The organism is Brachybacterium sp. JB7, from assembly GCF_003335205.1.
In the GTDB taxonomy this organism is placed as follows: domain Bacteria; phylum Actinomycetota; class Actinomycetes; order Actinomycetales; family Dermabacteraceae; genus Brachybacterium; species Brachybacterium alimentarium.
This window is the reverse complement of the sequence record NZ_QPGN01000004.1, coordinates 190071-210375: the sequence shown is the minus strand read 5'-3', so window position 1 is coordinate 210375 and position 20305 is coordinate 190071. Positions and strand designations below refer to the sequence as shown.

Here is a 20305-nt window from a genome sequence, read left to right as displayed (position 1 = left end):
GTCGTCGGTCGGGAGTTGGCGGGTCTGGCCAGGCTGTCACGGCCGCGCCCGGGGCGCAGCAGCTGCTCAGCGGCTGGAGCGGGCGGTGCGACCGCGCACGACGCCCACGAACTCCTGCCGGGTGTCGTCGTCCGCCTCGCGGGGCCAGGCCAGAGCGATGCGGGTGGGGCCGCCATCCACGAGGGGACGGTGCACGGCGTCCTTGCGATGGTGGAGGCGCGCCAGCGACAGCGGCATCCGCGCGTAGCCGACGCCGGCCGCGGCGATCGCGACCCGGGAGGCGGCATCGTCGGGGTCCTGCTGCGGCAGCTCGGTCTCCTCGACCAGATCCTCCTCGTGGATCTCGTCGAGCACGCTGAGCACGTGCTCGTCCCCCATCACGACGGCTGCTCGCTCCTCCCACAGCGGGACCACGTGGAGCTCGTCCGTGAGCAGCGGCAGGCGCACGAAGCACATGTCGACCTCGCCCTCGTCGAGCGCGGCGCGCTGGCGGGAGACGGGGACGGGCACGAGTTCGAGCCAGGCCTCGCGGCGGCCGGCTTTCCAGCGGCGCACGAAACGGTCCGGTTCGACGCCGGGCACGAAGCCGACGCGGAGGAGGGGGCGGGTCATGGGTCCCAGCCTACGGCGCGATCCATGGCAGGCGCACAGCGAGAGCGGGTTGCGCTCGGACGAGGCCGGCGGTGGCGACTAGATTGAGAGCATGCCGAGCTACCGCATGCACCTGCCCATCGGTGACCTGCATCCAGGGGCGACGCCCGCCGACGTCATGGAGCAGGCGGCGCTCGCCCTCGGCTCCCTGCACATGATCGAGAAGCGTGACGTGGAAGCACCGCTGGTGGACGGGCGGCGCGTCGGTCGGGTGGTGCTGCGCTACGTCGTCGATCCGCTCGAGGGACGTCGCGAGGACGACACCGCCCGGCATGCGGTGCACATGGTCATCGACCATCTCGAGCGCACCACCGCGACCATCTCGCCGCCGCGGGCGGTCCTGCTCACCCGCGGCGGCGGCCGATTCCGCCCGATCTCCTGGCGATGACCCCGTTCCGGTGACCGGCTGCCCGCCTGACGGGCGTCCCCGTCGAGGGCGCTCCCCGTTGCCCGGTGCCATCCGCCGAGCCGCGGTCCGCAGCTGGACACGAAGAAACCCCCTCCCGACCAGTGTGTCGACTGGTGGGAGAGGGTTTCTCCTGCGGTGGAGCTAGGGGGATTCGAACCCCCGACCTTCTCATTGCGAACGAGACGCGCTACCAACTGCGCCATAGCCCCATGTCGCGTGGCGACCATGACAGATTACCACCGGGAAGCCCCGGATGACGACTCGTCATGACCGCCTTGACGAGGATCACAGATCTGCGTCACGCAGAGCTTGGAGCTCCTCGAACACGCCGTCGACCAGGTCGAGGCGCTCCTGACCGGTGCAGGCGACATAGGCCGGGTTCAGGAAATCGGGCAGGCCCTTCTCCCCTCGGCCCGGCCACGTGCGCACAGAGCCACCGGCCCGGTTCAGGATGTGGAACCCCGCAGCGATGTCCCAGGCGTTGATCGAGGCCAGGAAGGTCGCATCGGCCCAGCCGGCGGCGACATAGGCCAGTTCGATGGCTGCCGAGCCGAGATGGCGGATCGCGGAGAGCCCGTCCTCCAGCTGAGGCTGCACCCGTGCGGCGAGCTCAGGGAACTCCGCCCATGTGCGCTGGCCCGGGAAGCCGGACAGCACCAGGGCATCGGGCGCACCGTTCGTGGCGCGGGGCCGCAGCTCGCGACCGTTGAGCATCGCAGGTCCGTCGGCCGCCGTGAACACCTGGCCGAGGATGGGAGCGTCGATCACGCCGGCGACCAGTTCATCGCCGACCGTCACCCCGATCGAGATGCAGAACAGGGGCAGGCCGGCCGCGAAGTTGCTGGTCCCGTCGATCGGGTCGACATAGAAGCTCACGACCTGCTCCGCGGAGTCCGCCTCGCCGGCATGGGGCGTATCGGCAGGGCGCTCCCCGCCCTCCTCGCCGACGATGCGGCAGGTGGGGAGCAGGCGGCGCAGCTCGGCGACGATGATCTCCTCGCTCGCCCGGTCGTGCTCGGTGACGATGTCGTGGCTGGAGGTCTTGTACTCGCGGGCCAGGCCCTCGCGATCCAGGGATCGGATGTAGTCCGCCGCAGCACGCGCTGCGGTGAGGGCGATGTCCAGCAGGTGGTCGGGGCTCGGTGCTGTGGTGGGCGCTGTCTGCGCTGCTGACGTGTTCATCGTCTCGAGCCTAGCCCGGTCCGGTGGGGCACTGCCGGGACGGCCGCCGGGCGGACTGACCCCGGTGCGGGACGTGGACGGACCATCCTCGATGCGCAGCGATCGCCGCACGACGCTCAGAGCAGGAGGTGTCGGAGGTATCCGGTCAGCAGCACCCCGTCGGGATCCACCGCCTCCCGTACCGTGCGGAAATCCTCGAACCGGGGATACAGGGAGGTCAGCTCCTTCCTGCCGAGCCAGTGCCGTTTGCCCCAGTGCGGGCGCGCTGCGAACGGCTCCAGGACGCGCTGGACCATCAGCAGATAGGGCCCGGCTTCCTCGCGATGGTAACGATGCGCGGCGATGTACACGGTGTCCCGGCCGTGAGCGGTGGACAGCCAGACATCGTCCGCCGCGGCCCGACGCACCTCCAGCGGGAAGGTGACGCGCACGTTCTCGTCCTCGACACGCGCCCGCAGCGCGGCGAAGGCCGCGGGGAAGCGCGACGCCGGGATGGCCCATTCGGATTCCTGGAAGCGCACTCGCCGGGGTGCGGTGAAGACGGCGGCAGAGTCATCGACCACGCGCGGCCCGGCGAACACGCGCGAGGCGATCTCGGCCGCCGGGCGGCTGAGATGCGGCACGAGGGCGGCGCTGCGGCACAGCAGTTCCCAGGCCCCGTTGCCGAGGACCTCCTGCTGGAGGAGTTCGGCTGCGCGACTCGGGCGTCGCCGCGCCGTCTCCTGCGGGACCCGCCTGCTGACGCGCACGGTCGCGCGGTCCGTCCGCGGGAACCAGAAGAATTCGTGATGATCGGTGATCGCGGAGTCCGGCAGGAAGGAGCCGACGGTCGCCTCGAGCGGCTCGGTGCTCTCGACCAGATCGAGCCGATACGCGGGCACGCACGCGATCGTCACCTCGAGGACGATGCCGATGGTGCCGAGTCCGAGACGGGCCGCCTGGAAGAGATCCGGATCCTGCGTGGGCGAGGTCTCCACGATGCTGCCGTCGGCCAGGGCGAGGCGCAGGGCTCGCACCATGCCGGCGAACCCCGTGAAGCGGGCGCCGGTGCCGTGGGTCCCGGTCTGGATGGCGCCGGCGATCGACTGGCGATCGATGTCGCCCATGACGGACAGCGCGAGACCGTAGGGGGCCAGCAGCTCCGCGATCTCCCAGAGTCGGGTGCCGCCCCGCAGAGTCACCAGGCCCGATGCTGGGTCCGCACGGACCAACCCGGACAGCGCCTCCAGGCTCATCGCGACGCCGTCGGTCGCGGCCAGCGGGGTGAAGGAGTGCCCGCCGCCGATCACCCTGAGCGGCAGCTTGCGGGACCGCGCGAGCGCGAGCCCCTCGAGCACGCCGGCCTCGTCGCGCGGGGCGAGGAGGTGCTGGGGGCACCAGCGATGCCCACCGCTCCACGTCCTGGTGGGGATGTTCGCTGTGCGCACGGAAGCTCCTCTGCTGCCTGGTGGGAGATCGCCCGGTGGATCCCGATCGCGTCAGCTCTGACGGTGCCGGAGTGCGACGAGCGGCTCGGGCCGGGTGCAGGCGGGGGCGGTCACAGGAAGACCCGCCCCTCGCCGCGGTAGGTGTCGACGACGGAGTCCACGGTGATCGGGTCCGCCTCGTTCCCCGCACCGTGGATGAGAACGTACGAGCTCACATGCTCCGCGGGCTCGCCCGCCTTCGCATGACGCAGCCAGACCGTGTCCCCGACCCGGAGATCATCGGCAGCGGGTCCGAGCACGGGGGTCTGCACCTCCCCGGCCGCCTCCTGCGGAGCGAAGGAGAGCCCGCGCGGGGCGGTGATCGTGGGCAACCTGTCCGCTCCGGGGGCGCCGCTGGCGATCCAGCCTCCCCCGAGCAGGGTCGCCACGCCCGGTGCCGGGCGGCGCACCACGGGGAATCCGAGGTGCAGGGCGGGCTGCGGGCGGAAACCGCGATATCCGTCGAAGAGGCCGGGGCCGATCAGCCCGGACCCGGCCGCGATCTCGGTGACCGCGGGCTCGGCGCCGGTGGACTCGATCGAACCGGTGCCCCCGCCGTTGACGAATTCGAGGTCGGCGACCTCGCGCACCGCCGCGACAGCCTCGGTGCGGCGTGCAGCGACGTCCGGCCGCGAGAGCGCCTTCATCGCGCGCACCGCGAGGCCGTACGGCGTCGACGAGGAATCGGTGACCCCGGCGATGTGGCCCTCGTAGGCCATCAGCCCAACGAGCTCGAGAGCGGGCCGGGCGGCGATCTCGCGAGCAAGGCTCACAGCCTGCTGCGGACCGCGCACCGGGGAGCGGTACGCACCGAAGCGGAGGCCGGGCAGCGGGGAGTAGGAGACGTCGAGCTCGATCGCGACCCGTATGCGCGCACCGGCACGGGAGCGGAGGTCTGCGGTGGCGTCGAGGATCAGGTCGAGCTGGGACGTCTCATCGACCATGAGGGTGATCGAGCCCGCCGCCTTCGGTGCGGTCAGCAGCTGCCGCAGGGCGCCGCGATCAACCGTCGGGTAGGCGACGACGATGTCGCCGAGTCCGTGGCCGACCAGCCAGAGCGCTTCCGGCAGCGTGTACGCCAGGATTCCGGAGAAGGCAGGATGGGAGAGCGCACGCTCCAGCAGGGACCGGACCCGCAACGACTTCGAGGCAACGCGGATCGGGGTGCCGGCGGCGCGACGGGCGAGGTCCTCGAGGTTCGCGTCGAAGGCGTCGAGATCGAGCACCGCGACCGGTCGCTCGCTCAGGCCGGCCCTGGCGAGAGCGCCCTCGCTCTCCACGATCCGCACGGACGCTCCCTTCCCGATCCTGTCTCAGGCCCGACGTCGCGCGAGGATCTCGTCGAGGTGGAGGTCCTGGGCGGGGGCGAAGGCTTCGTCGACCGCCTCGAGCTCCTCGACCGAGTCGCTCTCCAGCGGCACCGTGGCCGACTGCATGCTCTGGCGGTGGGCAGCGTGACGGGTGGCGAGATCGTCCACTTCGCCACGCAGTGCGTACGTGGGCGCCGGGACGGGGCGCGGGGTCCACTCACCGGCCGCCGTGACCTGGTGCGCGGCGCGCTCGGTGGTGGCTTCCAGCGGCTCCCGACGCACCGGGGCGGAACCCGTCTGCGCGGTGGTCCCCGTCGGCTCCACTGCCGCGGACTGCGATCCGGTCGAGGCCGCTCGACGGCTGGTCTCGCGCTGCGCTCGCTCCTGACGGGCAAGGGTTGCCGCGCGGGTGACGCGGGCGCGCCTCTCGAGCTCGGCCCGGCGCAGGCCCAGCAGGTACGTGGTCAGGGCGATGACGGCGATCGCCGGCACCCACCAGGTGAGGATCTGGGCCACAGCGAGCCCGACGAGCGCGAGGGTGATCGCGACCATCCCCACCAGCACGACCTTCATGAGACGCCGCGCTCGGGCGCGCTCCTCGAGCAGGTCGATGCGGGCACCGGGCACTGCGTCGAAGCGCGGGCGACTGGTCGGATCGGCGGGACGCAGGAGCAGGCGGTCCTGGGACATAGCGGCATTCACCTCACGGGAGGAGCGACGGGCGTGGACGGCCTCGGACAGATCACGGGTTCCCGAGCTGATCTCGGTGAGCTCCGTCTCCCGCGCTCGGCCCATCACCTCGCGGCGGCCTGCCGTCCGCGGGAGGGCATAGGCCACCCACAGCAGCAGCAGAAGGCCGAAGAGGACGGCGCCGAGGTTGATGGACTCCACACCGACACACTAATGACAGGGATGTGATTTCCCTGGTCATCCCATGGGCGTGTCGGAGAAGAACTCTCTGTGAAGTCGCGCGAGGACGCCCTTGCCGTCATCCCCCGTCCTCACCTCCTCCGCCGTGAGCGCGAAGACGCTGTGATCGCGCCAGGCGCCGTCGACGTGGATCGCGGCGCGGCGAGTCCCCTCGGGGCGCAGATGCAGTTTCTGGACCACTCTCAGGCTGGCGTCGTTCTCGGGGCGGACCGTCACCTCCACCCGGTGCAGCCCGAGCTCGGCGAAGAGGTGATCGATCATCAGCGCCGCGGATCTCGGCACGAGACCGGCTCCGGCCAGGTCCCGATCGATCCAGTAGCCGAGAGTTGCGGTGCGCAGCGCGCCGTACTGGATCGGACCTGCGGTGATCTGGCCGGCCGGCTTGCCGCGCACGGTGATCAGCAGCGGCAGATACAGCCCCAGGCGTGCCTGCTGCTCGTTCCAGCGTCGCACGGAGCTGAAGGGGAGGATCCTGCGGGGAGCCTCCGGATCCGTGGCGTCCCAGGGCCGCAGCCACTCGCGGTTGCGGGTGCGCAGGCGCTCGAAATCGGCGCGATCACGGCGTCGCAGGGGCCGCAGCACCAGCTCCCCGTCGCGCAGTGTCAGCGGCCACACGTGAACCATCGCGCCATCGTAGACGGGCGCGGCCCGCGCCCGGGGCACGTCTCGCTGCTGGGTGGCGAGGTGGAGTGGCGAGGTGCCCGTCCAGGTGAGGCGCGCGCAGAGGTGCGCTGTGGGATCGTGGAGCACATGGACACGGAGGCGATCACCACGCGGAAGAAGGAGCTGCGCAGCATGCTGCGGGCCCAGCGTCGGGAGCGCTACGGAGGGCAGGACGGTGCGCGACGTCGTGCCCGGGAGTCCCAGCAGCTGCTGGAGGAGGCCGAGCCCGTGATCGCGCGGATCCAGGCGCTCCTGGCAGCGGCCGGCACCGAACGCCCGCTGGTCGCCGCCTATCATCCGACCCCCACCGAAGCCGACGTGCTGCCCCTGGCGCGCCGGCTCGCCGAGCTCGGGGCGGACCTCGTGTTCCCTGCTGCTGCGGGAGCGGAGCGACTCGACTGGATCCGGTGGGACGGGCACTCCGACTTCGTCGCGTCCCCGGGGCGCGGATTCGGCATGGAGCCCGCCGGGGAGAGGATCGGTCCCGATGCCCTCGCCCGTGCCGCCCTGGTGCTCGCGCCGGCGGTCGCGGTGGATCGCCTCGGCACGCGCATCGGCCACGGCGCCGGGTACTACGACCGGGCACTCACCCAGGTGCGCGACAGCTGCGAGGTGATCGCGGTGGTGCATCCCTCCGAGCTCCTCTCGGCGGGTTCGCTCCCGCGCGAGGAGCACGACATCCCGATCCCGGCCGTGCTCACGGCCGACGGGCTCGTCTGCCTGGTCACGATCGATGGCGCAGAGACCCCACACGTCCCGTCCCAGTCGTAGAATCGTCGCGGCCGCGCCTTCCGCGGTCGAGTTCACAGAACATCCCGGAGGACTCCGCGTGCCCACCTATGTTTATGCCTGCAAGAACTGCGGTCATCGGTTCGAGCAGTACCAGAGCTTCAGCGACGCCTCTCTGGTGACGTGCCCCGAGTGCACGCAGGAAACGTTGCGCAAGGTCTTCGACTCCGTGGGGATCGTCTTCAAGGGCCCCGGCTTCTACTCCACGGACTCCGCGTCCTCGGGCGCCTCCTCCTCGGGCTCCTCGGCGGCCTCCGGCACGGGCGACAGCTCGACGGAGTCCTCCTCCGCGGCACGCTCGAGCTCGGACTCCAGCACCAGCACCAGCACCAGCACCAGCACCAGCACGGAGTCCAGCAGCGCCGGCAGCACCAGCAGCCAGCCCGCTCCCGCCGCCTCCTGACCCACGGCCCGGGCGCTGGTCCGACGGCTGCGCGGCCGGCGTCACGACCTCTCCTCCACAGACCGAGCTCGTCCACCGCCGGCTGCGCCGTCGCGCGGCCCGGCAGGAGCGCGCTCTAGCCTCGGGCCATGCTCCCTCGGATCCGTGCCCAGCTCCCCGTCTGGCGGCGCGCTCTGCGTCGACGCCGGCGCACCCTCGCGGCCCTCGCCGCTGCGCTGGTCCTCGCCCTGGTCGTCCCATCTCTGCTGCCACCGGACAGCCAGGCGGCCACCGTCGTCGTGGCGGATGTCGAGCTGCCGGCCGGCACGGTGCTGGATGCCCATCACCTCCGCTCGGTGCGCGTAGCGGTCGACCTGGTCCCGCCGGGAGCCGTCTCGAGCGCCGAGGGGATCGTCGGGCAGGAGACGGCGGTGCGGGTGCCGGCCGACTCCCCTGTGCTGACCGGAGCACTCGATGGAGGCGAGCCCTCCGCCGTCGCCGACGGATCCGCGCTGATGGCCGTGCCCGTCCCCGCGGCGCTGGCGCCGCTGCTGCTCCCCGGGTCCCAGGTGGAGATCATCGGCTCCGCCCCGGAGTCCGCCGTTCCCCGCCGCATTCTCGCCCATGTGGTCGAGGTCCCATCGGATCGCGACCCGGAGACCTCCTCCATGCTCAGCAGCGGAACCGCAGCACCAGCGCAGGTCCTGGTCGCGATCGACCGCGATGATGCGGCCGTCCTCGCCCGCTCCTCGGCGGAAGGCTGGTTGAGCGTCGCGCTGATCGGTTAGAGTCCCGGTGGGCCGTGCAAGCGGCTTTCCCTCTCCCCGAATCAGTAAGGATGACCCTATGAAGGGCTTCAAGGAATTCATCATGCAGGGCAACGTCATCGACCTTGCCGTCGGTGTCGTCATCGGCTCCGCCTTCACGGCCCTGATCACCGCGTTCGTGGAGAACATGATCCAGCCCGTCATCAACGTCTTCGGCGGCAACAACGTCGACGGCCTGGCCTTCAAGATCACGAACGAATCCACCAAGGTGGATATCGGCGCGATCCTCTCTGCAGTCATCGCATTCCTCATCACGGCAGCTGTCGTGTACTTCGTCTTCGTGCTGCCGATCTCGGCCGCGCGCAAGATGGACCGTCGTCGCCGTGGACTTCCTGAGGAAGAGGAGTCCGCCGTCTCCGAGGACATCCTGCTCCTCACCGAGATCCGTGACGCCCTGGCTCCTCAGCACGCTGCTGGCGCTGCTCCCCTCCAGGACGGCAGCACGGCTCCGCAGGACGGCACCACGCCCCCTCAGCAGGGCGGCGCAACGCCTCCCCAGGTCTGAACGACATGAATGGTGCCCCGGCACCACCTCTCCTCACTGCGGGGCGGGACCGAGAGGTCCCGCCCCGCAGTGCTCAGGAGCAGACACCTCCGACAGATCAGGTGTCTGACCTCAGCGTGGAGACGGTGATCGAGTGGTTCGCCCACCACGGCCGCGATCTCCCCTGGCGTCATGAGGACACCTCCGCCTGGGCCGTGCTGGTCTCCGAGGTGATGCTGCAGCAGACCCCGGTCTCGCGGGTGCTCCCCCGGTGGACGGAGTGGATGCAGCAGTGGCCCACCCCCGCGGATCTCGCAGACGCCCCGACCTCGGAGGTCCTGCGCTGCTGGGACCGGCTGGGATATCCGCGCCGCGCATTGCGGTTGCAGGAGTGCGCGAGAACGATCGTGCGCGAGCATGGGGGAACGGTCCCTCGCGGGCTCGACGCTCTGCGCGCCCTGCCCGGCATCGGGGAGTACACGGCCGCTGCCGTCACCGCGTTCGCTCACCATGACCGTGCCGTCGTGGTGGACACCAACATCCGGCGCGTCCTCGCCCGGAGCGTCGAAGGCGTCGCCCTGCCCGCCCGCTCCTACTCGGCGGCGGAGCGCGCGCTGGCCACGCGCAGCCTGCCGGCCGAGCGTGAGCGATCGGTCGCCTGGAACCAGGCGGTCATGGAGCTCGGGGCTCTCGTGTGCACTGCTCGTTCCCCTCGCTGCGCGCAATGCCCCCTGGCCGAGAACGGGTGCGCCTGGGTCGCCGACGGCAGCCCGGCCGCTCCCGTCGACACCCGACGTCGCCAGACCTTCGAGGGCACCGACCGTCAGATGCGCGGTCAGATCATGGCGGCCCTGCGCCGCGACGGCGAGGCGCCGACCAAGGATCTGCTCGCGCTGGATCCCGAGGACCGGCCCCGCGTGGAGCGCTGCATGACGTCCCTCGTGGCCGACGGGCTCGCCGCCCGGACCGAGGAGGGACTGCGCCTCCCCTGACCCACGCGTTCCGACGACGGGGTGTTCCGGTCGCTGCAGCGCCGATCCGGGAGCCTGTCAGTCCCCGCTCGGCAGCGTCCAGATCATGCGGGTGTTGCCGAGCGTGTTGGGCTTGACGCGAGCCAAGTCGAGGAACTCCGCGATGCCTTCGTCCGGAGAGCGCAGGAGCTGGTTGTAGATCTCGGGCTCGACCACCTCGGCCATCACTTCGAAGCCATGACGGGCGAAGAATTCGACCTCGAAGGTGAGACAGAAGACGCGGCTGAGCCCGAGCTGCGTGGCGCGCTCCAGCAGCGCGACGAGGATGCGGTGCCCCAGTCCGGTGCTGCGCTGGCTGTCGTGCACCGCCAGGGTGCGCACCTCGGCGAGGTCCTCCCACATCACGTGGAGGGCGCCGCAACCGACCACCTCCCCTCTGTCGTCCACGGCGACGAGGAACTCCTGCACCGCCTCGTAGTACGACACGAGATCCTTGCCGAGCAGGATCCCGGTGTGCGTCATCGGCTCGACGAGCGCGTTGATGGCTCGTACGTCAGCGGGAAGCGCCGGGCGAATGCTGATGGTCATGCGGGACTGTCCTGTCCTTGTGCGGTGACGGGTTCTGGATCTGCGAGCTCTGGCGTCCCGCTCGCCCGCGGACCGGTGGAATCCAGCGGGACCTGCGAGGCGGAGTCCTGCGGAACCTGGGAAGCGGAGTCCTGCGAGTCCTGCGCCGCAGCGGCGTGGGCGGCCTGGGCCGTCGGCCCCTCCGGTCCGGAGAGCGGCTCGTCCTCGTCCCGGTCCGGGACGATCTCTCCGCGGGCCTCGGCGCGGCGGTCCAGCGTGCGGTGGACGGCGTTGATCACGCGCTCGGCGATCAGCGCGAGCACCACGGCGGCGACGAGCGCGACCGTGATCGCCAGCAGGTTGTGCTCACCGAACCAGGCACCGGCGATGGCACCGATCGCGCAGGAGTACACGGCCCACACGAAGGTCGACAGCAGGGAGCGCGGCCAGAACTTGGCATGCGGGAAGTGCACCGCTCCGGCGACGAGGTTGACGGCCGTGCGTCCGAAGGGGATGTACCTGGCGGTCATGAGGAAGAGCAGCGCGCGTCGCTGCAAGCCACGCTCAGCGGCTTCGACCGCCGTGCGCCCCTTGCCCTCACGCAGGAACCGGAAGCGTTCCCAGCCGATCTTGCTCCCGAGCCAGTAGCCGATGTTGTCCCCGGTCCAGGCCCCGATCCATGCCGCGAGACCGATCAGGAGGAGGTAGGGCCGGCCGGAGGAGGACCACAGGGAGGAGAGCGACACGATCGTCGACTCGCTCGGAGCCGTCGGGAAGAAGCCGTCCAGTGCGGACAGCCCGTAGATGACGAGGTAGACCCACCAGGCGTCGGCGACGACCAGGATCCAGTCCTCGACCTGCCCGGACAAGGACAGCATCCAGTCGATGAATTCGCCCATTCGTGGGTTCCTTCCTCATCGATGTCGAGATCAGCTCTCAGAGCGATCTGCTGCTCGTGGATCTGCTGCACATGGTGATCGTGCGGTGCTGCCCGCGACCGTCAGCTCCGCGTCGCCTGGCCGCCGAGGACGATCCGGGATGCTGGGTGAGGTGCCGAGACCTGCTGACACGTACCGCGCCGGCCCAGGACAGGTCGCCACCGGCCGGCGCCGGGCTCTCAGACCGGCGGTGAGGGCAGCCCTCGCGGTCGCCATGACCGCCCAGCACGCGGAAAGGGCCGGCCCCGCGTGACGCGGGACCGGCCCTCACCGATCAGGAGGTACTGGCCTCCGCACTGTCCGTGCCCGGTTCCACCGGGGCATCAGGGTGAGTGAGCTCCTCCGACCGAGCCTGGGTGACCGCCTCGAGATCGATGTTCTCGCTGATCGGCTCGACCGTGCCGTCGGGCGTACGGCGGCTGAAGGTCAGCTCGCCGAGCAAACCCTCGCCCTCCGCGTCCACGAGGATCGTGTCGCCCACGTGGACCTGGCCGAAGAGGATCTTCTCCGACAGGACGTCCTCGATGTCGCGCTGGATCGTGCGACGCAGCGGACGAGCACCCAGGACCGGGTCGAAGCCCTTCTCCGCGACGACGCTCTTCGCGGCCGGTGCGAGCTCGATCGACATGTCCTTGTCCTGCAGACGCTTGCCGAGCTTGCCCACCTCCAAGTCGACGATCTCGACGATCTCCGAGCGCGAGAGCTGCGGGAACACGACCACGTCATCGACACGGTTGAGGAACTCGGGCTTGAAGTGCTGCTTGAGCTCCTCGTGGACCTTCGCCTTCATCCGCTCGTAGTCGGTGGAGAGGTCTCCCCCGGCGGTGAAGCCCAGGGACACGCCCTTGGCGATGTCGCGCGTGCCGAGGTTGGTGGTCATGATGATCACGGTGTTCTTGAAGTCGACGATGCGACCCTGGGAATCCGTGAGCCGGCCGTCCTCGAGGATCTGCAGCAGCGAGTTGAAGATGTCCACATGGGCCTTCTCCACCTCGTCGAACAGGACCACGGAGAACGGCTTGCGACGCACCTTCTCGGTGAGCTGTCCGCCCTCGTCGTAGCCGACGTAGCCGGGGGGCGAGCCGAACAGCCGCGAGGCGGTGTGCTTCTCGCCGAACTCGGACATGTCCAGCTGGATGAGCGACTCCTCGTCGCCGAAGAGGAACTCCGCCAGCGCCTTGGCCAGCAGCGTCTTGCCGACGCCGGTGGACCCGGCGAAGATGAACGAGCCGCCCGGGCGCTTGGGATCCTTGAGCCCCGCACGGGTGCGGCGGATCGCCTGCGAGAGCGCCTTGATGGCCTCGTGCTGACCGATGACGCGCTTGTGGAGCTCGTCCTCCATGTTGAGCAGCCGCGAGGACTCCTCCTCGGTGAGCTTCACGATCGGGATGCCGGTCGAGGCGGCGAGAACCTCGGCGATGACCTCTTCGGAGACCGTGGTCACCGCGTCGTTCTCACCGTGACGCCAGGCCTTCTCCTTCTCGTCGCGCTCGGACTTGAGCTGCTGCTCCTCGTCGCGCAGGGAGGCGGCGAGCTCGAAGTCCTGGCCGTCGATCGCCTCCTCCTTCTTCTTCCGCGTCTCCTCGATGCGCGTGTCGAACTCCTTGAGCTCGGGCGGCGCGGTGAGACGACGGATGCGCAGACGCGCACCGGCCTCGTCGATCAGGTCGATCGCCTTGTCCGGCAGGAAACGGTCGTTGACGTAGCGGTCCGCGAGGTTCGCGGCGGCCACCAGTGCGGCATCCGTGATCGTCACCTTGTGGTGCGCCTCGTAACGGTCGCGCAGGCCCTTGAGGATCTCGACCGTGTGCGCGACCGAGGGCTGATCCACCTGGATCGGCTGGAAGCGGCGCTCGAGCGCAGCATCCTTCTCGATGTGCTTGCGGTACTCCTCGAGAGTCGTCGCGCCGATGGTCTGCAGCTCGCCGCGGGCCAGCATCGGCTTGAGGATGCTCGCGGCATCGATCGCGCCCTCGGCGGCACCCGCACCCACGAGGGTGTGGATCTCGTCGATGAACAGGATGATGTCGCCGCGGGTGCGGATCTCCTTGAGCACCTTCTTCAGGCGCTCCTCGAAGTCACCGCGGTAGCGGGAGCCCGCCACCAGGGAACCGAGGTCGAGGGTGTAGATCTGCTTGTCCTTGAGCGTCTCGGGGACGTCCCCGGCCACGACGGACTGGGCGAGGCCCTCGACGACGGCGCTCTTGCCCACGCCGGGCTCGCCGATCAGCACCGGGTTGTTCTTGGTGCGGCGGCTGAGCACCTGCATGACCCGCTCGGCCTCGTGCTCGCGCCCGATGACCGGGTCGAGGTTGCCGTCGCGGGCGGCCTGCGTGAGGTTGCGGCCGAACTGGTCCAGCACGAGCGATCCGGCGGGCTGACCCTCGGAGGGGCCGCCGGCGGTGGCCGGCTCCTTGCCCTGGTAGCCGGAGAGGCGCTCGATGACCTCCTGCCGCACGGCCGACGGCTCGGCCTTGAGACGGGAGAGCACCTTGACCGCAGTGCCCTCGCCCTCGCGCAGCAGGCCCAGCAGGATGTGCTCGGTGCCGATGTAGTTGTGTCCCAGCTGCAGCGCTTCGCGCAGGCTCAGCTCCAGCACCTTCTTCGCGCGGGGCGTGAAGGGGATGTGGCCGCTGGGGGTCTGGTTGCCCTCGCCGATGATGTCGCGAACCTGCTCGCGCACGGCATCGAGGGTCACGCCGAGGGCTTCGAGCGCCTTGGCGCCGACTCCTTCGGCCTCGTGGATGAGTCCCAGCAGGATGTGCTCGGTGCCGATGTAGTTGTGATTCAGCAGCCGTGCTTCGTCCTGGGCCAGGACGACGACGCGACGGGCGCGATCGGTGAAGCGTTCGAACATGGTCCTCCCCCGTCCGGTGGTGGTGATGGATCGAGACTACGCGGATTCGGCGCGGAAGCCGCGCCTGTTCGCCGCGGGCGTGACGGGCGGGCGGGACAGGCGGGCGCGACATGAGGTGCGGCATGGGGTGCTGCCGACGAGCGCGACCAGCGGTCTGCCAGGCGCTGCCACTGCACGGGGCTCCCGCGGACCCCCTGGTTCCCCGTGGTTCCGCGACGAACCCGCGCCGTTCGACTCCCGGCTGCAGCCCACTTCGACTAGCATCGAACCGATGCGTGACCGGCACGTACGCCGGTCCGGCGAGGAGTGGGACGCGATGCCAGCACCGCATGCTGTGACGGACCGTGCGATCGATGCGATCAAGCAGATGATCATCGACGGCGAACTCGGCCCGTCGGACCGTCTGCCGCCGGAGAAGGAGCTCGCCGAGCGGATCGGCGTGAGCCGCAACTCCCTGCGCGAGGCCGTCAAGGCCCTCTCCGTGATCCGTGTGCTGGACGTGCGCCAGGGCGATGGCACCTATGTCACCTCCCTCGCCCCGAGCCTGCTGGTGGAGTCGCTGGGATTCATCCTGGACCTGCATCAGGGATCGGGTGAGGGACAGATCCTCGAGGTGCGCCGCCTGCTGGAGCCCACTGCTGTCGAGCAGGCCTGCCCGCACCTCAGCGACCATGACTTCGAGCGGCTCGAGCAGCTCATGGTCGACCTCTCGGACCACTCCTCGGTCGAGGATCTCGTCCAGGCAGACATCGACTTCCATCAGCTCATCACGAGCCGGTGCCCCAACGCCTACCTCGCCTCGATGCTCGAAGGGCTCGCGAGCGCCACCGCCCGCGCCCGGGTATGGCGCGGGCTCACGGAGGACTCCGCGGTGCAGGCGACGCTCGCCGAGCACCGTCGCATCCTCGATGCGCTGCGCGCAGGTCGGGCGGATCTGGCGCGTGTGCATGCCGCTGCCCATATCGGCGGGGTCGAGAGCTGGATCCAGAAGGGGCTCTCGGCCGGCTGAGCGGCGCGCGCCCCGCGCGGGATCAGCGCGGGATCAGGCGGTCGAGAGCCGCCGGTAGACCCGCTGCGCGGTGCCGTGCATGATCTCGGCACGATCCTCGGACGGCAGCTCCCCCAGCAGCTCGAGCAGCGGCCCGGTCCCCGATCCCAGGTCGAAGGGCGTGGGCGCGATCGGCCAATCGCTGCCGAACATCAGGCGTTCCGGCCCGAACACCTCGAGGGCGAGGTCGAGGGCGGTGCGCAGTGCGCCGGACGCTGCGAAGCCCCGGCCACTGGTCGAGAGGCCGGAGATCTTGGCGACCGTGCCCTTCTGCGCCGCGACGCCCCGCAGGGACCGCTCCCACTCCTGCATCTCGGCGACGTCCCCCAGCGGTGGCTTCCCCAGGTGGTCCAGCACCACCACCAGGCCCTCCACCTCCGCCGCGACGCGCGCGGCCTGGCCGAGATGCCGGGGGAAGGCGTCCGGGACGTCGAGCGGGAGGCCCCTGGCGGCGAGCAGGCCGAGGCTCTCGCGCACCTCGGCGCGATCCAGGACGCCGGGATCCGGATCGTCGTGGATCAGCTGGCGCACGCCCACGACGTGGGCCATCGCCGTACCGTCCCCGAGCAGGCGCGCGCACTCACCGGGATCGGCCAAGGGCAGCCACGCGACCACGTCCACGCACTGCACTCCCGTAGCCCCGGACCTGCTCCTGGCGCTCGATTCGATCGCGGTGGCCGCTTCCTGCATCGCGAGGGTGTCCGCCCGGGTGTCGTCGGCCTGCACGAGCACCACGCGCTCCACCCCGAGTGCGTCGAGCTGAGGCGCAGCCGCGTCCCAGCGGGCGTTCCGTCGCAGAGCCTCGGGGGCTTCCGCGAGCCAGCCGTAACCGCCTCCGGCGAGATCCCACAGGTGCAGGTGGGCATCCGTGCGGACCTCACGCATCGATCTGCTCCCAGATCTCCTCGGGGATCTCCCGCAGGCAGCGCTCGATGTTCTGGCGCACCTGATCGGCGGTGCGCATCCCGAGCACGACGGAGGAGATCGCGGGGTGCCGCAGCGGGTAGCGGATCGCCAGCTCGGGGAGCTCGACGCCGTAGCGCACGGCGAGCGCGGCCAGCTCGCGAGCACGCTGCAGGAGATCGACGGGCGCGTCGCCGTACTCGTACTTCGCGCGGTCCGGCACCGTGGGCCGGGAGAGGATCCCGGAGTTGAAGACGGATACCGCGACCACCTCCACCTCATGGTCCAGGCAGGCGGGCAGCAGCTGCTCCGCGGCGGGCTGCTCGAGCAGGGTGTAGCGACCGGAGACCATGACCACGTCCAGCAGGCCGGTGCGCACGGCGCGGGTGAGGACGTCCACGTCCTTGGAGCCGACGCCGATGCGGCTGATCAGGCCCTCCTCCCGCATCGCGGCCAGAGTGGGCAGGGCCTCCGCGAACGCCTGCTCGGTGGGGCCCTCCTCCGGGTCGTGCAGATACAGGATGTCGACCCGGTCCAGGCCGAGCCGCTCGAGGGACTCCGCGTGGCTGCGCCGGATCCCCTGACCGCTCATGTCCCACACCCGGATGTGATCGTCCGGAACGGCGAACTCATGCTCCATGTCGTCGCCGTCACCGGGGCCGGGCACGAGCAGCCGCCCCACCTTGGTGGAGAGCACGTACTCCTCCCGGGGACGGTCCGCGAGGAGAGCCCCGAGGCGCCGCTCACTGGTCCCGATGCCGTAGTGCGGGGCGGTGTCGAACATCCGGATCCCGCCCTCCCACGCCGCGTCGACGGCGCCACGCGCCTCGTCGTCGGTGGTGACGCGGTAGAGGTTGCCGAGCTGAGCAGCTCCGAAGCCGAGCTCCGGCAACGGGTTGCGCCGACGTCGCGCAGGCGCATCCGGCGCCGCAGCACCGGAGAGGCCAGAGGGGTCAGTGGGACCGGCGGGGCCGGCGGAGGCGGTGTCAGGAGGCGTCGGCATCGCTCAGATCCTTCCAGACGTCGCCCTGCGGGAACCGGTGCTCCTGGACGGAGCGCTCGTGCATTCGCGCTCCCGAACCGGGATTCGTGGGTGCGGCGTAGGAACCCTGGTCGATCACGACGGGATCCTCGAAGTGCTCGTGGAGGTGGTGCACGTACTCGATGTAGCGGTCCGAGCGCGGTCCGGCGACGGCGGCGGCATCGAAGAACGCGTAGTGCTGGACGAGCTCGCACAGGCCCACTCCACCCGCATGCGGGCAGACGGGGATATCGAACTTCGCGGCCAGCAGCAGGATCGCGATGTTCTCGTTGACCCCTCCGACCCGGGAGGCGTCGAGCTGGAGCACATCGAGAGCTCCGGCCTGCAGGAGCTGCTTGGCGATGATGCGGTTCTGCATCTGCTCCCCGGTGGCCACCCGCAACGGGGCGATCGCCCGACGGATCGCGGCGTGGGCCAGCACATCATCGGGACTGGTGGGCTCCTCGATCCACGCCGGATCGTAGGGAGCCAGCCGCTCGAGCCAGGCCACAGCGTCCGCGACATCCCAGCGCTGATTCGCATCCATCGCGATCGGGTAGCCCTCCCCCATCGTCTCGCGGGCGATCCGCATGCGTCGCGCATCGTCCTCGACGTCGGCGCCGACCTTCAGCTTGACCATGTCGAAGCCTTCGTCGCGTGCCTCGCGCAGCAGCCGGATGAGCTTCTCGTCGCTGTAGCCGAGCCATCCCGGAGTGGTCGTGTAGGCCGGGACGCCGTCGGCCTGCAGGGCGGCGATGCGCTCCGACTTCCCGGGCTCCGCGCGTCGCAGGATCTCGAGCGCCTCGTCCCGGGTGAGCGCGTCGGACAGGTAGCGGAAGTCGACCAGGTCGACGATCTGCTCCGGGGCGAGCTCTGCCAGCAGCAGCCAGAGCGGCTTCCCCTCACGGCGCGCACGAAGGTCCCACGCAGCGTTGACGACGGCACCGATCGCCATGTGCATGACGCCCTTCTCCGGTCCGAGCCAGCGCAGCTGGGAATCGCCGACGAGTTCGCGGGAGAAGTTGCCCAACCCCGAGAGCAGGGCATCGACGTCCCGGCCCACGACATGGCCGGCGAGCGCCTCGATCGCCGCGCACTGCACATCGTTGCCCCGGCCGATGGTGAACACGAGGCCCTCGCCCGCCTCACCGTCGCTGGTGAGCAGCTCGACGTAGGCGGCCGAGTAGTCCGGGTCCGGGTTCATGGCGTCTGATCCGTCCAGGTCCCGTGAGGTCGGGAAGCGGACGTCATGCACACGCAGGTCACTGATGGTCGGCACGGTTCTCCTCGAATCTGCTCGGATCAGGTTGTGGGCGTTCCTCCCACAGTCCTCCGATGTCTAGACGTAGATTACGGACGGACGGCGGCCGACGCAAGGCTGAGCAACACCATCTACGGCGCTCGGTCGCGCCGGCCGCGCAACACAGTCCGCGCCGCTGTCCGCAGACCTCCTACCTCTAGAAGGGCGCATCCCCTGAGGAGGTGCGCGTCGGACACGCGCGGCGCAGGCCGACCCACCAGGTCTCAGAGCCTCGGCCTCAGGACACGGGCCTCTGCGTGGTCGCGCTGTATGCGATGTCCGAGTCAGGAGTCGGTGCGTCGCCGGCGTCGTGCACGGCGACGGACTCGATCACTGCACCTGGTCCGTCGACCTCGACGACGAGCGAGCCCGACTGCACCGGCGTCTCGAGGCGATGGATGCGCCGCACGCCGATGCTCCCGCCCGTGGCCAGGACCGTGCCGTCCTCGAGCAGGACCCGGTGAGCGGCGACCCGCTGCCCCTCCTCGAGCGCCTCGTGGATCTCGACATGGTCGAAGGTCGTCCCGGCGGGAAGCTGCGCACGGACGGCGCCTGCGCCACCCGTCTCGAGCACGGCCTCGACAGGATCGCCGAACCGCTGCTGCAACGCCTCGGCGAGCTCTCTGACACGCTCCACATCGGCATCGTCGAGCCGACCGCGCCGGTCCGGAGGGATGTTCAGCAGCAGATTGGCGCCCAGGCCGATGGATCGATCATGGATGGCCAGCAGGTGAGAGAGTGATTTGGGCTCCTCCCCCGGCTGCCAGAACCAGCCCTTGCGCAGCGAGACGTCGCATTCGGGCGGCAGGTAGACGGCCTCGCCGGTCTGGATGACGTCCTCGTCGTAGTTGTTGAGGTCGGTGGAGGTGGTGACGTACTCGACCGGATCCGCGGCCAGGCCGTCCTCATTCCCCACCCAGCGGATCGTGGCGGGACCCATGTTGAAGACCATCGCCGTCGGCTGCAGCTCCGCGATCACCTCGCCGATCCGGTCCCAGGCATATTCACGACCGGCCGATCCGGCACCGTCGAACCACAGCTCATGCAGCTCTCCGTAGTTCGTGCACAGCTCGCGCAGCTGTGCGAGGTAGAACTCGTCGTAGGTCTCGGGGTCCTCGTACTGCGGGGCGTTCCGGTCCCAGGGCGAGAGGTAGAGCCCGAGCTTCATCCCGTGCCGACGGCAGGCATCGACGACCTCGGCCACCACATCTCCGCCGCCGTCCTTCCAGGGCGAGGAGGCCACGGAGTACGCGGTGGTCGCCGTGGGCCAGAGGCAGAAGCCGTCGTGGTGCTTCGCGGTGAGCACCACGTACTTCGCCCCGAGGTCCCGGGCGGTGCGCACCCACTGGTCGGCGTCCAGATCGCTGGGGTCGAAGGTGTCCGGGGCCAGGGTGCCGTCGCTCCATTCCTTCCCGGCGAAGGTGTTCACCCCGACATGGAAGAAGACGCCGAGTCCGTCCTTCTGCCACGCGAGCTGGGCGGGTGTCGGAGCGAGAACAGCGGGAGCAGTGGAGAGCGCGTCGGCGCGCGGGGTGCTGTGCATGGAACCCATTCCACCAAAGATCGGGCCTTTGATGAACCGCCGGGTGAAGATTTCCCGAGACAGA

The 20305-nt window shown here is 70.1% G+C and carries 20 protein-coding genes, 1 tRNA gene and 1 pseudogene; 7 read left to right on the top strand and 15 right to left on the bottom strand.

Features of this window, described 5'->3' with window-relative positions:
* Positions 1 to 66: 66 nt before the first annotated feature.
* Entirely contained in the window at positions 67 to 612 is a 546-nt protein-coding gene (locus tag CIK81_RS07500) for a LysR substrate-binding domain-containing protein (protein WP_114305319.1), read from the bottom strand.
* Between the two features lie 91 nt (positions 613 to 703).
* Here CIK81_RS07500 and CIK81_RS07495 point away from each other — a divergent pair, with 91 nt between their 5' ends.
* Positions 704 to 1039: a hypothetical protein gene (locus CIK81_RS07495; protein ID WP_096166381.1), complete on the top strand. Its 336-nt coding sequence runs from the start codon at positions 704 to 706 to the stop codon at positions 1037 to 1039.
* Positions 1040 to 1196: 157 nt separating this feature from the next.
* On the opposite strand, the gene CIK81_RS07490 is transcribed toward CIK81_RS07495, so the two are convergent.
* From CIK81_RS07490 to CIK81_RS07465, 6 genes are all read right to left on the bottom strand, one after another.
* Positions 1197 to 1269 (bottom strand) — tRNA-Ala (locus CIK81_RS07490).
* 76 nt (positions 1270 to 1345) lie between these two features.
* Positions 1346 to 2242, bottom strand: coding sequence for an inositol monophosphatase (locus CIK81_RS07485; protein WP_114307615.1), 897 nt, complete (start codon positions 2240 to 2242; stop codon positions 1346 to 1348).
* A gap of 116 nt (positions 2243 to 2358) precedes the next feature.
* A complete protein-coding gene (locus CIK81_RS07480) occupies positions 2359 to 3669 on the bottom strand; it encodes a D-arabinono-1,4-lactone oxidase (protein ID WP_114355580.1) in 1311 nt (436 codons plus the stop codon).
* A 110-nt stretch (positions 3670 to 3779) separates the two neighbouring features.
* Positions 3780 to 4997, bottom strand: coding sequence for an alanine racemase (locus CIK81_RS07475; RefSeq protein ID WP_241964060.1), 1218 nt, complete (start codon positions 4995 to 4997; stop codon positions 3780 to 3782).
* 24 nt (positions 4998 to 5021) lie between these two features.
* Entirely contained in the window at positions 5022 to 5909 is an 888-nt protein-coding gene (locus CIK81_RS07470; RefSeq protein ID WP_096166377.1) for a hypothetical protein, read from the bottom strand.
* 36 nt (positions 5910 to 5945) lie between these two features.
* Positions 5946 to 6572 carry a GNAT family N-acetyltransferase gene (locus CIK81_RS07465; protein ID WP_096166376.1) on the bottom strand — a complete coding sequence of 209 codons (627 nt, stop codon included), beginning with the start codon at positions 6570 to 6572 and terminating at the stop codon, positions 5946 to 5948.
* 126 nt (positions 6573 to 6698) lie between these two features.
* On the opposite strand from CIK81_RS07465, the gene CIK81_RS07460 reads away from it, so the two are divergent.
* Entirely contained in the window at positions 6699 to 7382 is a 684-nt protein-coding gene (locus CIK81_RS07460) for a 5-formyltetrahydrofolate cyclo-ligase (protein WP_096166375.1), read from the top strand.
* A pseudogene (locus tag CIK81_RS18825) lies at positions 7345 to 7584 on the top strand (FmdB family zinc ribbon protein); the annotation flags it as partial. The gene CIK81_RS07460 and the pseudogene CIK81_RS18825, both read left to right, overlap by 38 nt.
* Before the next feature lie 14 nt (positions 7585 to 7598).
* Here the strand turns inward: CIK81_RS18825 and CIK81_RS18820 are convergent.
* Positions 7599 to 7808, bottom strand: a complete 210-nt coding sequence (locus tag CIK81_RS18820; RefSeq protein ID WP_338065792.1) for a hypothetical protein — start codon at positions 7806 to 7808, stop codon at positions 7599 to 7601.
* 123 nt (positions 7809 to 7931) lie between these two features.
* Here CIK81_RS18820 and CIK81_RS07450 point away from each other — a divergent pair, with 123 nt between their 5' ends.
* The 3 genes from CIK81_RS07450 to CIK81_RS07440 all read left to right on the top strand — a co-directional run bounded on the left by CIK81_RS07450 (position 7932) and on the right by CIK81_RS07440 (position 10085).
* Entirely contained in the window at positions 7932 to 8570 is a 639-nt protein-coding gene (locus CIK81_RS07450) for an SAF domain-containing protein (protein WP_114355578.1), read from the top strand.
* Positions 8571 to 8628: 58 nt separating this feature from the next.
* On the top strand, positions 8629 to 9114 hold the full coding sequence (gene mscL, locus CIK81_RS07445) for a large conductance mechanosensitive channel protein MscL (protein WP_096166372.1): 486 nt from the start codon (positions 8629 to 8631) through the stop codon (positions 9112 to 9114).
* Positions 9115 to 9215: 101 nt separating this feature from the next.
* On the top strand, positions 9216 to 10085 hold the full coding sequence (locus CIK81_RS07440; RefSeq protein ID WP_241964059.1) for an A/G-specific adenine glycosylase: 870 nt from the start codon (positions 9216 to 9218) through the stop codon (positions 10083 to 10085).
* 57 nt (positions 10086 to 10142) lie between these two features.
* Here the strand turns inward: CIK81_RS07440 and CIK81_RS07435 are convergent, their stop codons facing one another.
* The 3 genes from CIK81_RS07435 to CIK81_RS07420 form a co-directional block, all read right to left on the bottom strand.
* The gene (locus CIK81_RS07435; RefSeq protein ID WP_114328799.1) at positions 10143 to 10652 is read right to left on the bottom strand and encodes an amino-acid N-acetyltransferase; all 510 of its coding nucleotides are present in this window, start codon (positions 10650 to 10652) and stop codon (positions 10143 to 10145) included.
* Positions 10649 to 11530, bottom strand: a complete 882-nt coding sequence (locus CIK81_RS07430; protein ID WP_096196961.1) for a DedA family protein — start codon at positions 11528 to 11530, stop codon at positions 10649 to 10651. The genes CIK81_RS07435 and CIK81_RS07430 overlap by 4 nt, the downstream gene beginning before the upstream one ends.
* A gap of 313 nt (positions 11531 to 11843) precedes the next feature.
* A complete protein-coding gene (locus CIK81_RS07420; RefSeq protein WP_114328795.1) occupies positions 11844 to 14426 on the bottom strand; it encodes an ATP-dependent Clp protease ATP-binding subunit in 2583 nt (860 codons plus the stop codon).
* A gap of 316 nt (positions 14427 to 14742) precedes the next feature.
* Here CIK81_RS07420 and CIK81_RS07415 point away from each other — a divergent pair, with 316 nt between their 5' ends.
* Complete coding sequence (locus tag CIK81_RS07415) at positions 14743 to 15435, top strand: FadR/GntR family transcriptional regulator (RefSeq protein WP_096166367.1); 693 nt, start codon at positions 14743 to 14745, stop codon at positions 15433 to 15435.
* A 33-nt stretch (positions 15436 to 15468) separates the two neighbouring features.
* On the opposite strand, the gene CIK81_RS07410 is transcribed toward CIK81_RS07415, so the two are convergent.
* The 4 genes from CIK81_RS07410 to CIK81_RS07395 all read right to left on the bottom strand — a co-directional run bounded on the left by CIK81_RS07410 (position 15469) and on the right by CIK81_RS07395 (position 20241).
* Positions 15469 to 16359, bottom strand: a complete 891-nt coding sequence (locus CIK81_RS07410) for an amidohydrolase (RefSeq protein ID WP_114328792.1) — start codon at positions 16357 to 16359, stop codon at positions 15469 to 15471.
* The gene (locus CIK81_RS07405) at positions 16352 to 17380 is read right to left on the bottom strand and encodes an aldo/keto reductase (protein ID WP_096196957.1); all 1029 of its coding nucleotides are present in this window, start codon (positions 17378 to 17380) and stop codon (positions 16352 to 16354) included. Before CIK81_RS07405 ends, CIK81_RS07410 begins: the two co-directional genes overlap by 8 nt.
* Entirely contained in the window at positions 17364 to 18677 is a 1314-nt protein-coding gene (locus CIK81_RS07400) for an enolase C-terminal domain-like protein (RefSeq protein ID WP_218838116.1), read from the bottom strand. Before CIK81_RS07400 ends, CIK81_RS07405 begins: the two co-directional genes overlap by 17 nt.
* Positions 18678 to 18936: 259 nt before the next feature.
* A complete protein-coding gene (locus CIK81_RS07395; protein ID WP_096196956.1) occupies positions 18937 to 20241 on the bottom strand; it encodes an alpha-L-fucosidase in 1305 nt (434 codons plus the stop codon).
* Positions 20242 to 20305 lie beyond the last annotated feature (64 nt).